Raw genomic sequence first — 11878 nt, 5'->3', positions numbered from 1 at the left:
CACGGGCACTCCTCAGCAGCCTGCCGGGCGAACAAAGGCAAGCCTTTCCTTGCTTGTCGGAGGCCGGTCACCCGCGTCACAGTGGGCGCATGAGCACCGCTGCGGCCAGTCGGCCCGACGTCGAGTTGGCGTCGCGGCTCAACTGGTTGCGCGCCGGAGTGCTCGGGGCCAACGACGGCATCGTGTCCACGGCCAGCATCGTGTTCGGGGTGGCCGGCGCAACCAGCGACTCGTTCGCCGTGTTCGTGGCCGGCGTTGCCGGCCTGGTTGCCGGCGCATTGTCGATGGGTGGCGGCGAGTACGTCTCGGTCAGCACCCAGCGCGACACCGAGAAGGCGGCATTGGCAGAGTTGCGGGATGAGCTCCACAGTGACCCGCATGCCCGGCTCGACGAGTTGACCGCCCACTATGTCGACAGCGGCCTGTCGGAGCGACTGGCCCGCCAGGTGGCGGGCGAACTGGCCGATCATGACGGGTTGCCGGCGCACGCGCGCGACCTGCTGGGCATCGACGCCGAAGAACAGACGAACCCATGGCAGGCCGCCATCGCGTCGATGACCGCGTTCATCCTGGGCGCTCTGATCCCACTGCTCGGCATCGCGTTGTCACCGATCGAGGTGCGCCTGGGAATCACCATCGCCGCCGTCCTAGCCGCCCTCGCCATCACCGGATACACCAGCGCCCGGCTGAGCGGCGCACGTCCGTTGCGCCCGGTGGTGCGCAACGTGGTGGTGGGCAGCCTGTCCATGGGCCTCACCTACCTGGCTGGCAGCCTGGTGGGTGGGCTGTTCTAGAGATCCCGGCGTTCGCCGGGATGACGAAGCGCCGCAGGTCGAGGCGCCGGCATGACCGCATCACCCAGCGGCCTCCTGGATGTCCTCCTCGAGCAGGGCACGCAGCCGCTCGCGGAGGTCGGCCCATTCGCTGGGCGGCACCACCGCCTCGTTCAAACCCTCAAGCATCTGCTTCAGGCCGGGAGCAATGCCGAGCAGATCCATCTCCTCCAGGCACACCGACTGCAATGCCCCATCGCCGTTGACCCAGGCCGCCAGCGCCAGGATCGCCAACGGCTGATCCTGGGTGCCTGGCGGACAGGCGCGCACCACGCGCGACCAGAGCTCCACCCAGGCCTCTGCCGCAGGCTGTTCCAGCGACAGCACCACCCGGTCGCGGGCCAGCGGGTCGTTGATCAGCAGGCCCAGCCAGGCCAGGTCGTCGCGGGTCACCTGGCCGGGTGCCCGCAGCGCCTCGGCGAGGGCGCGCATCAGTTCGTCGGGACGGTCGTCCCCCTCGAGGTCGAGGGCACGGCCCAACCCCCGCACCCAGGCATCCTCGGCTGCCCTCCAGTCGTGCGGATCGGCACGCACCAACTGGGTGAGCGTCGAGCGGCTGGGCCGCGCCTGCAGGCCGTGCAGGGTCGCCGAGGCCGCGGTCGGAGCAGCCCGGGGATCGTGCCGGTAGATCGGACCATGGGCGCTGCCGACCCGGTAGCGGTGCCCGGAGACGCAGATCGGATCGCCGGCCAAGGCGTCGCCCAGATGCGCACGTCCCCTGCGCAGCATGCGCCAGCCCTGCCTCTCGCGGGCGGTGTAGGCGACCAGCCAGATCGCGCCGGACGGCCACCGCAACAGCATCCGGTCGATCAGCAGTTCGAGGTGCCCGGCACCCCTCAGGTCATCCAGGTCGGCGCGTGCGGTCAGCTCGATCTGGCCCTCGTCCTGGACGACGAGCACCATCGACTCCTCGGGATGGAAGCCGAGCAGGTGCGGAATGACCCCCAACAGGTCGGGTAGGTCACGGACCCGGGCGATCGGAACGGAAGTATCTGAAGTCATGCCCTCAGTGACGCCCGCACAGCGCGAAAGTGGTCAAAATGTTCGAGCCCGGACGCGGTGCTGTGGAAAACCCCGGGCGGGTAGCCTGAGTGACGATGACCAACGCACCCGGCAACGGCTGGCCCGGCTCGCCGCCGCCCCAAGGCCCCGGAACTCCTCCGCCCTGGGGCACGCAGCCTTGGCCGCCACTGGGCCAGGGAACCTCGCCGTCCGCCGGTAATCCCGGCGGCCCGTCGTATCCCGGCGGCCCCGGCCAGGTCGTCCCAGGGACTCCGCCGTACCAGGCGTCCTACGGGCAGCAGCCACAGCCCGGCTCCGGGCAACCCGGCCAGACGCCCGGCTTCGACCCTCGACAGGCGTTGGGAGCACAACCCCCGGCGCACGTGTCGATCGACCAGTTCACGCCGCCCCCCAATCGCACGCCGCTACTGGTCACCCTCGCCGCCCTGATCACCCTGGTGCTGGTCATCGGCGGCGGCATCTACGTCCGGTCCCGGCCCGAGGGTGCGCCGAGCGCGAGCCCCAGCCCGAGCGGCACGGTCGCAGCCGGTCCGGGTCAGCCGTTCAACACTCCCGACGAGCGCCAGAAGGGCCGCTGGGAGATCCTCGACTCGTCATGGACCGATGAGGGTCTGCAACTGCAGCTGAGGCTGTACTCCGACGGCGGCAGCATCAGCTTCACGTTCCTGGCGTTCTCCAACGCGTCGACCGAGGTGGTGTCCCCCACCAGCAGTCCCCGCTCGCCCGACATCCGCAAGGGCATCGTCTACAACAGCGAACCCGTCACCGGCTACGTGTTCTTCCCGATGAGCAGGGCCGACGCCACGATCATCCTGGCCACCGGAACAGGTCGCCAGATGTCGGCGCTCCCGGTGAAGGGCTGAACGCGGCGGACGGCTGAGCCGAGCGAAGGCTCCAGCGGGAAGCGAGAGGTTTCGACAAGCTCAACCAGCGGGGCATTCAGGAGTTCTGCTGAGCGGCCACCCGCGGCGCCTCCGGCGGTGTCGCCGATTCGGGCTTGATCGCATCCGGATGGTAACGGGAGAGCAGCACCACGCCCCACACCGCGAAGATGCCGGCGAGCGCCATGCCCACACCGGTCAACGCCGTGATCCGGACGCCCTCGCCGAGCACCACCAGGCCGAAGGTGACCGCGACGATCGGGTCGGTGGTGGTCATCGAACCCACGGTGATCTCGGCCGGGCCGTTGGCCAGGGCCTGCTGCACCATGAAACCACCGATGCCGTAGGACAGCACCAGGAAGGGAGCGACCACCCAGAAGATCGGCATGCCGTGGAAGCCGTCGTGCTTGATCACCTCGGAGGTGGCCTTCACCATGCCGGCGGAAAGCCCGTAGAAGAACGAGCCGCCGGAGGCCCACATCAGGCAGCGCAGCTGCACCGGGCCCTTCCAGCCGAGCAGGCCGAGCGAGGTGCCGGCCAGGCAGATCACCGTGCAGCCGATGGCGATCGCGACCGGGTCGAGCACGGTGTGTTCGGACGCCGCGGAGGCCGCCAGCAGGGTGAACACCACGATGCCCGCGACGGTCATCGAGACCGCCAGCCACATCGCCCGGGTGATGGTGTGCCGGTGGATGCGGGCCGACATCAGCACGGCCCACGGAACGGCGAGGATGCCCACGGGCTGCACCACGGTGACCGGCGCCATCATCAGCGCCACGATGTGCGCCGACGCGCCGACGAAGATGGTGAACAGGCCCAGCAGCCACAGCGGTGTGCGGATCAACCGCCACAGCTGCCGCAACCCCATCGCCCGGTTGTCGGCGTCGGGATCGACCAGCCGTCCGACAGCGACGTGCTGCAAGGTGGAGCCGCCCGCATAGGCGACCGACGAGCAGACCACGATCGCGATGGCGAGCGGGATGTTCTGTTCGAACAGGGAGAACCCTGGTCCGGACAACGGCAGCATCGGCGTCCAATCTGTGAGGCGCGAGGTTAGCCTACCGGGTGCTCGGCACCCGTGGCCGCGAAGCCGATCCGACGAAATCCAGCGGCGGCAGCCGACAACGACGGCAGGCTCGGCGGCGCGATGCGGCCGCTCCACGGGTCCCGCCGGCGTCGGCTGCAGATCCGCCGAGCACTGGGCGACGCCGGTGCGGCAGCCTCAGCAGAGTAGGGTTCGGGTCATGCCCTCCCCCTCACCCCGCAGCGGTTCTCGCCGGGCGCGCGGCCACGCCCCCGGCCAGCTCCTCCGGCTCTGCCTGGTGCCGTTGGCCGCCGCCGCCCTGCTGAGCGGCTGCGCCGCCCAGGATCCCGATCCCGGCCCCTCGCTGGTCGGTACCCGCGGGCAGTTGTGCGATGACCGGGTGGACGCCGCGAAGGCCGAATCGGTGGTCGACCAGCCGGTCGCCGGCCTGCGCGAACTCTCCACCTTCCAGCACGGACGCCGCGTCGGCAGCTGCGCGTTGCAGGCCGAGGACGGCGGCGGCCTGCTGACCGTCGAGGTGGTCCACGACCCCAAGGGCACCGCGCTCGCCAAGGAACTGCAGACCCTCAGCCAGACCACGAACTACGCCGGCGACAAGCGCTCGGGCGTGACCGGCGAGGACTCCACCACCACCGCGTTGGTCGCCATCGATGCGAACTACTACGTGCGGGTGCTCGGCCTGGGCGGCAGCGACGAGGTCCAGCGCGAAGCCGCCCTGGACCTCGCCAAGGACATCGCCGCCCGCACCGAGTCGCTCAAGTAGCCCGCCGGTCGCCCAGCCGTTGGTCGAGCTTGTCGAGACCTGGATTTCTCGACAAGCCCAATCAGCGGTGGCTCAGCGGGTTCCGACGAGCTCAACCGTCGGGAGGCTCAGAAGCCCAGCGCCTTCAGCGACTCCTTCAGGGTCGCGGCCGAGCGCTTCAGCATGGTGATCTCCTGGGCGTCCATCGGTACCTGGAGCACCCGCTCGATGCCGCGGCTGGAGACCAGGCTGGGCACCGACAACGCCACCCCGCTCAGGCCGTGGAAGCCGTCCAGCACGCTGGACAGCGGGAACACCGAACGCTTGCCGCTGAACAGCGCCTCGGTGAGCCGGGCACCGGTCAGGCCGATCGCGTAGTTGGTGGCGCCCTTGCCCTCGATCACCGTGTAGGCGGCGTGCATGGCCTCGTCGCCGAGCTGTGCCAGCAGCACCTCGTCGAACATCCGCTTGCCGGTGGAGTCGACCCAGTCGCGGATCGGGACGCTGTTGATCCGCGCGCTCGACCACACCGGGAACTCGCTGTCGCCGTGCTCGCCCATGATGGTGGCGTGCACGTGAGCCGTCGACACGTTCGCGGCCTGGGCGATCGCGTAGCGCAGCCGCGAGGTGTCCAGCATCGTGCCGGTGGAGAACACCCGGCTGCTGGGCAGTCCGCTGATCTTCTGCGCCACCACGGTCAGCACGTCGCACGGATTGGTGACCAGCACGTACAGCGCGTTCGGCGCCTGCTCGAGCAGCTGCGGCATCAGCGACTTCAGGATGTTCACGTTGGTGGCGGCCAGGTCGAGTCGGGTCTGACCGGGCCTCTGCTTGGCGCCGGCGGTGATGATCACCACGTGGGAGTCTTTGACGACCTCGATGTTGTTGCCGCCGATCACACCCGATGACGGCGTGAACTGGCTGCCGTGGCCCAGGTCGCGGACTTCGGCGTCCACCTTCTTCTCGTCGAGGTCGTACAGCGCGATCTCATCGGCCGAGCCGCGGATCAGTGAGGCATACGCAAGGGAGGAACCGACCGCGCCGGCTCCGATGATCGAGAGCTTGGACGGGGTGTTCAAGGAAGTCGCCATGGGGAGAACGTTAGCGAGCCCAATGGGAACCGCAGGCGGGAATCGTGGACATTCCCCGAAAGACTTCCAACCCACGGGCAACCGGACGCCCACGGTTGGCATCCCGAGCTGCAGCGCCTACACAGGTTCGTAGGCGGTCCGGAACCGGGCCGTGGGCACCAACCACAGCTCATCCAGGCTGCCCTGCACCAGCCAGTCGCCCGCGTGTCCGAGGGCCGGTCCCTCGATCGTGTCGACCTGTTCGCCCAGATGCGCGGGCCGGGCCAGCACCGTTCCGGTCCGGCGGTAGCGGTCGCCCTCGATCCGTTCGTGGCCGGACGCGAAAGCGCGCGGATCGGCGGTCCACTGCCGGCCTGTGTCCGGGTCGGTGACCAGCCAGTCGCCGGCTGCCCCGGTCATCTCACTACCGGATTCGGTGAGCCAGCGATGGGTTTCGGTCAGCCGGGTGGCCCGCACTTCGCCGTGCCTGCGGAAGGGCGCCAGCGTGCGCACCCGCTGCGAGCGGTAGCCCGCGGTGTCGAGCAGTGCCAACGACCGTCGGACGCCGGCAATGGTCCGCATCCGCGCGGCCGGCGGCAACCCGTCCCAGTCGACCAGCCAGTCGTGCACCAACCGCGAGTCGTCGCGCCGCGGCCCCGGACGCCACCCGTGCGCGGTGTAGAAGCGGCGCCAGGATTCGTGTTCGGCCCGGCTGAGGAAGTCGATCTCGGCCGCGCTGAGTTCCTCGCCGGCTCCCTCCGCGGCCCAGGTGCGGCCCAGTTGGGCGACCCCGGTGAGCAGCGCGTGGACCAGGCGCAGATTGCTCTGTCGGTAGAAGGTGGGCAACTCCGTCCACGGCCGCGACGACGGGCGGGAACCGACGGCGTCGCCGAGCTGGCCCAGATAGGCCGCGTGCAGCAGCCGCGCGATGCGCGTCCAGTGATCCTCCGGCGGCTCATCGCCGCTGAGCAGCCCGACGCCGAAACTGGTCAACCGGCCCACCAGAGGCTGGTCGGGGAACTCCGAGCTGGCCGGATCGACGGCCAGGATCGTCACCTGCGGCAGCTGTCCGGCCAGCCGGGTGGGCCGGTTGAGCTCCGGCTCGTCATCGGCGATGACCAGTACGGTGTTCAGCTCGCCGCCCGCCTCAGCGATCAGGACGGCGTCGGTGGCGGCCCGGGCGACGACCCTCACCTCGGCGAGGCCCGAATCGTTGCCGAAACGTGCCTGCTGGGCGGTGTGCTCCGCGACGAACTCGGCCGCACTCTCGTCCACCACCGTCACCTGCAACGGCGCCGCCGCCCGGTCCACGCGCAGCACCCGGCGCTCGCGTTCCGCACGAGCCAACTCGGCCAGTACCGCGGCGGCCAGGTCACCCCGTCCGGCCAGCACCAGGCGCTCCGCCTGCACCCAGTCGAGCCGGGCCACCAGCGCCCGCGCGGTCTGTTCGGTGGCCGACAGCGCATCGGCCAGCCACGTCCGTTGGGTTCCGGTGACGGTGCGTCGCCAGTTCTCCGCGGCCCAGGGGTCGTCGATCCGCAGCTGCACCCGGCTGACCAGCGCCGGGTTCGGCTCAGCGCCGTCCAGCACCCTGGCGATCTGGGCGAAGGTGCTGAGCGCCTCCGGCACCCGCTCCTCGATGATCTGCACGGTCTCGACGGCGATCCGGCCACGCCGGGTGAGCAGGCTTCGAAGCAGATCCGCGTCCACGCCCTCGGCGGCCACGACGCGACCGCCCTGGGACCGGACCGTCGCGGCGAACGCCTCGTCACCGGTGTGGTCGACGACCAGCAGCGCGGCGGACGGCGACCGCTCGGCGGCCGCGGCCCGGACCATCGCCGCGGCCTGTTCGGCGGCACCGAGTACGACGATCGCCCGGTCGGCGCGGGCCGCCAGCCACCGGTCGAGCTGCCGCCGCAACATGGCGGCCACCACCCCGAGCACGCTGGCCAGCGCACCCCACAATGCGCACAGCCGGGCCAGATGGTGGGCCAGTGGCGGCTGCACGGGGCACCCGGGCGCCGACCCCCACGGGTCGGCGCCGTTCCCGGACAACACCCAGACCAGCTGATCGAAGAAGGGCGGGCCGTCGGTGCTGCAGTGCAGATAGGAGACCAGGCCGAGCAGCACGGCGGCCACGGCGAAGGCCGAGACCGAGATCACGCCGACGACCCGCCCAGCGGTGTTGCGTGACCGTCCGTACAGCGCCGCGGCGGCGACGATCGAACCCAGGAAGACCGCGGGAACGATCGGTTGCCGGGCGTCGGTGAGCCACAGGTACCACAGCGGGCCATCGAGCCCGAGAGCGCGCAGCGCGGTCAGCAGGGCGAGACCGCCGGCCAGCGCCGCGAACGGGACCCAACTCCAGCGCGGGATCGGACGCCGGCCATGCACCGGCGCGGCGAACAGCCTGCGCCGCCGCCGGCTTGAGATCAGCCCGCTCATCGCGCCCAGAGCATAGTGGACGCCTGCCTACGGGGTGGGCGATGCCGAGGGACTCGTCCGTTCGGTCAGCGACTCACGCGGCGACGGCGTCGGATCCTCCTTCTCGGACGGCGTCGGGCTGGGCGCCGGGGGCTTGGCCGAGGCCGTCGGCTTCGGATCCTTCGGCGCCTTGCTCTCTCTCGGTGCGGCGGACGGCGTCGGGCTGTTGGACGGGGTCGGCTTCGGCGCATCCGGGGTGGGCGTCTCGCTCGGCTCCGGATCGGACGGTGACGGGCTCGGCGGTGTGATGGACGGCGTGGGCGACGGGCGGACTGAGGGCGAGGTCGGCGTCGGAGTCGGCTTGGGCGATCGGGTCGGGCTGGTGGTCGGCTTCGGGCTCGCACTGACCTTCGGGCTGGCGCTGGCCTTCGGGCTGGCGCTGGCTGAGGGCGACGGGCTGGGCGGGGTGGTCGGACCCAGATCCTTGATCGGGCCGTCCGGGCGCGGCGACTTCTTGCCGGTCAGGTACGGCGCCGGGTCGACATAGACGCCGTTCTCCTTGATCTCGAAATGCAGATGGCAGCCGGTCGACAGCCCGGTCGTCCCGGACAGCGCGATGCCCTGGCCGGTGTCGACCCGATCACCGACCCGCACCCCGATCCGGGACAGATGGGCGTACTTGCTGATCACGTGCTTGCCCTTGTAGCGGCCGTGGTCGACGACCACCAGGTTGCCGTAGCCGCCGTTGCGGCCCGCCTCGACCACCCGGCCGCGGTAGGCCGCGACGACCACGGTGCCGCAGGCGGCGTGCATGTCGGCGCCGTTGTGCATCCGCCAGTAGTGCAGGATCGGGTGGAAGCGCTGCCCGAACGCTCCCGTGATCGCGCCGGGCACCGGCGAGACGAAGGCACTGCCGTTGGTCGCCACCAGCGTGGCCGGCGGCGGAGCGGGCACGCTGTCGTCATGGTCGATCCCGTCCTGGCTCGCCTGCCCGTCGGGCGGCAGTGTCGGCAGTCCGTTGACGAACGGCGACGCGGTGGCGCTCGGAGTCGGTGTGGTCGTGGCCGTCGGACTCGGTGCGACCGGACTCGGCGTGGTCACCGGGGCCGTCCTGGGCACCGCGGACGTCACGGTCGACCTGCTCAGCGCCGGAATCAGCAGCACCGCGATCCCGATCGCCGCGGCGTTCAGCAGATAGGCCCGCAAGGGCAGTCCCCCGCGCATGGTGCGGCGCGGTCGTCGATGGTGTGGTGCCGGTGTTGTCTCGTCGGCTCGACGCGCCGCTCGGGCGTCGTCGCGCGCGGTGTTTTCTGGTGGCGTGGTCATGTTCCCCCCAACTTTCCTCGCAACCAATCCGCGGAGCTTAACAAGGAAGTCAGACAGACGTGCCGATCAGATACCCTCTCTGAACTTTTCTCACGACCTCTTAGATCTTCTCCCAGGTATGGACGGGAGTATTGGTGTGCATGCGTTCCGCGTAGGCGGCCACCATTCGACGCAATGCCTCCACCCGGGGAATTCCCGATGCCTCCAATGCACGGACGGCTTCCACCTGCCATTGCGCACCGTTGATGCCTGTCTTGCAGCGGCCCTCCACCACGCCGAGCAGGCGGTCCCGGATCTGCGGGTCGACGCCCCAGGCGTCCAGCCCCTGGTGCGCCAGCGGCAGCAGGTGTCGCAGGATCAATTCCGAGGCGGGCATCTCCCCCACCCCGGGCCAGAACAGGTCGGCGTCGATGCCGTGCCGCGCGCCCTGGACGAAGTTCGCCTCCGCCGTCGAGAACGCCATCCGCGACCACACCGGACGATCCTCGCCGGCCAGCGTGCGCAGCGTGCCGTAGTAGAAGGCCGCGTTGGCGAGCGTGTCGACGATCGTCGGCCCGGCCGGCAACACCCGGTTCTCCAGCCGCAGGTGCGGCGTCCCGCCGGCCACGTCGTAGATCGGCCGGTTCCAGCGGTAGATGGTGCCGTTGTGCAGCCGCATCTCGGACAGCTGAGGTACGCCGCCGGCATCGAACACGGCCTGGGGATCCTCCGGATCCAGTTCGGGCAGCAACGCCGGGAACCAGCGCGCGTTCTCCTCGAACAGATCGAAGATCGACGTGATCCAGCGCTCGCCGAACCAGACCCGGGGCCGCACCCCCTGATTGGCGTATTCGATCGGACGGGTATCGGTGGCCTGCGCGAACAACACGATGCGGGTCTCGGCCCACAGCTGGCGGCCCATCAGGAAAGGCGAATTGGCGGCCAGCGCCAGCTGCGGTCCGCTCAGCACCTGGGCGGCATTCCAATTGTCGGCGAATTCCTCGGGGCGCACCTGCAGATGCAATTGCATCGAGGTGCAGGCCGATTCGGGTGCGACGGAGTCGATGTAGCGAATCAGCGTTTCGCCGCCGGGGCCTTCGATGTCGATGTTGATGTCCTCGCCGCGCGCGGCCAGTACGGCGTCGTTGATCGCGGCATACCGGATGTTCTCGCTCATCCAGTCGCCCTCGAAGGTCTCCGGCATCACCGTGGGCAGGATGCCGGTCATGATGATGTGCGTGCCCAACGCGGCCGAACGTCGCTCGGCCGCGTTCATCGACGTCCGCAACGACTCCTCGAGGCGGGCCAGTTCGTCACCGGCCAACCGGCCCGGCGGCACGTTGAACTCGATGTTGAACCGGCCGAGTTCGGTCTGGTACTCCGGATCGGCGATCGCGGACAGCACGTCGGCGTTGTCCATCTTCGGCCGGTAGTCGGCGCCGACCAGGTTGAGTTCGATCTCCATGCCGGTCATCGGCTCGTCGAAATCGAAGCTGTCCGCGGTCAGCATCTGTTCGAACACGTCCAGGCAGTGCTGCACCTTCTCGCGGTACCGCTGTCGTTGTTCCCTGGTGTACGTCCTGGCTTCGATGTCCCGGCCCATGGCCGGGAGTATGGCCCACCACGGCCGCCGGGCGCATCAATTGCAGCCACGCAGCGAACCCGCAATGGAATCAGCATTCAGTTCACTGGCCTATGTTCAATCAGTTGAACGAACGCTAGGGTTTCGGCCATGTCTCCCGTTCGTGGTGGAACTGATGTCACCCCGCCCGGTGCCGCGCCCGCGGTGAGCCGGGCCGTCGCCGTCCTGGACGCGATCGCCGCGAGCGAGTCCGGCAGCATGACCCTGTCCGACCTCAGCCGCGACCTGGGCGTCCCCAAGTCGTCCACCAGCACCATCTGCACCGCACTGGAGCTGGGCGGACTGATCCGACGCGACGACCTGGGCTACTCGCTGGGCCGCAAGCTGGTCGAACTGGGTGGCTCGTACCTCTCCCGCCTCGACCAGGTGAGCGAGTTCCATCGCGCCTGCCTGGAGTCGGACGTCCTGCGCGACGAGACCCTGCGGCTCTCCACCGCCGCCGGCATCGACACGCTATGCCTGGCCCGCTACGAGGGCCACCCGGCGATCCGGCTCACCACGAACATCGGCGACCGGCTGCCGGCGTCGTCCTGCGCTCAGGGCAAGGCGCTGCTGGCCAGGTTGGACGACTCCGAGATCGAGCGGCTCTACTACGGCATCGACGAGTTGCCCCGGCTCACCGGCCGGTCCCGGCGCACCGTCCCCAGGCTGCTCAAGGACATTCGCCTGGCCCGTGCCCGCGGCTACGCCATCGACGACGAGGAATCGGCCGACAGCGTGGTCGGCGTCGCCGTCGTCGTCCCCACCCGCGGCGTCCGAGCCCCGATCCTCGCGATCAGTGTGACCAAGCACAAGTCGGAGTGGAGCGACGACGTCCGGGACACCATGGTCGCGGAACTGAAGCGGGTCGCCACCCTGCTCGGCAACCCGATGGCCACCGGCTGAGAGTGGTACGCGGGGACGGTTCTTTTCG

Annotated in this window: 10 protein-coding genes; 4 read left to right on the top strand and 6 right to left on the bottom strand. The window is 69.8% G+C overall.

Annotated elements, in window-relative coordinates:
* Positions 1 to 89: 89 nt before the first annotated feature.
* On the top strand, positions 90 to 794 hold the full coding sequence (locus tag Q0066_RS12510) for a VIT family protein (protein WP_298133372.1): 705 nt from the start codon (positions 90 to 92) through the stop codon (positions 792 to 794).
* A gap of 60 nt (positions 795 to 854) precedes the next feature.
* Here the strand turns inward: Q0066_RS12510 and Q0066_RS12505 are convergent, their stop codons facing one another.
* On the bottom strand, positions 855 to 1835 hold the full coding sequence (locus Q0066_RS12505) for a DUF4192 domain-containing protein (protein WP_298133371.1): 981 nt from the start codon (positions 1833 to 1835) through the stop codon (positions 855 to 857).
* Between the two features lie 95 nt (positions 1836 to 1930).
* On the opposite strand from Q0066_RS12505, the gene Q0066_RS12500 reads away from it, so the two are divergent.
* Positions 1931 to 2719, top strand: a complete 789-nt coding sequence (locus Q0066_RS12500) for a hypothetical protein (protein ID WP_298133369.1) — start codon at positions 1931 to 1933, stop codon at positions 2717 to 2719.
* A gap of 76 nt (positions 2720 to 2795) precedes the next feature.
* Here Q0066_RS12500 and Q0066_RS12495 read toward each other — a convergent pair whose 3' ends face one another.
* Complete coding sequence (locus tag Q0066_RS12495; RefSeq protein ID WP_298133367.1) at positions 2796 to 3764, bottom strand: DMT family transporter; 969 nt, start codon at positions 3762 to 3764, stop codon at positions 2796 to 2798.
* A gap of 217 nt (positions 3765 to 3981) precedes the next feature.
* Between Q0066_RS12495 and Q0066_RS12490 the strand changes: the two genes are divergently transcribed.
* On the top strand, positions 3982 to 4545 hold the full coding sequence (locus tag Q0066_RS12490) for a hypothetical protein (RefSeq protein WP_298133365.1): 564 nt from the start codon (positions 3982 to 3984) through the stop codon (positions 4543 to 4545).
* A gap of 107 nt (positions 4546 to 4652) precedes the next feature.
* Here the strand turns inward: Q0066_RS12490 and Q0066_RS12485 are convergent, their stop codons facing one another.
* The 4 genes from Q0066_RS12485 to Q0066_RS12470 form a co-directional block, all read right to left on the bottom strand.
* Complete coding sequence (locus Q0066_RS12485) at positions 4653 to 5615, bottom strand: L-lactate dehydrogenase (protein ID WP_298133363.1); 963 nt, start codon at positions 5613 to 5615, stop codon at positions 4653 to 4655.
* A 117-nt stretch (positions 5616 to 5732) separates the two neighbouring features.
* Positions 5733 to 8039 carry a hypothetical protein gene (locus tag Q0066_RS12480; protein ID WP_298133362.1) on the bottom strand — a complete coding sequence of 769 codons (2307 nt, stop codon included), beginning with the start codon at positions 8037 to 8039 and terminating at the stop codon, positions 5733 to 5735.
* A gap of 27 nt (positions 8040 to 8066) precedes the next feature.
* Positions 8067 to 9242 (bottom strand): peptidoglycan DD-metalloendopeptidase family protein, encoded by a 1176-nt coding sequence (locus Q0066_RS12475; RefSeq protein ID WP_298133360.1) that lies wholly within the window; start codon positions 9240 to 9242, stop codon positions 8067 to 8069.
* A 202-nt stretch (positions 9243 to 9444) separates the two neighbouring features.
* Positions 9445 to 10926, bottom strand: a complete 1482-nt coding sequence (locus Q0066_RS12470; protein WP_298133359.1) for a glutamate-cysteine ligase family protein — start codon at positions 10924 to 10926, stop codon at positions 9445 to 9447.
* A gap of 129 nt (positions 10927 to 11055) precedes the next feature.
* Between Q0066_RS12470 and Q0066_RS12465 the strand changes: the two genes are divergently transcribed.
* On the top strand, positions 11056 to 11850 hold the full coding sequence (locus tag Q0066_RS12465) for an IclR family transcriptional regulator (protein ID WP_298133357.1): 795 nt from the start codon (positions 11056 to 11058) through the stop codon (positions 11848 to 11850).
* Positions 11851 to 11878: the final 28 nt, after the last annotated feature.

The sequence above is a fragment of the Micropruina sp. genome (assembly GCF_027492755.1).
Classification (GTDB): Bacteria; Actinomycetota; Actinomycetes; order Propionibacteriales; family Propionibacteriaceae; genus Micropruina.
The sequence above is the reverse complement of the archived record's forward strand: the minus strand, read 5'-3'. Positions and strand labels throughout refer to the sequence as shown.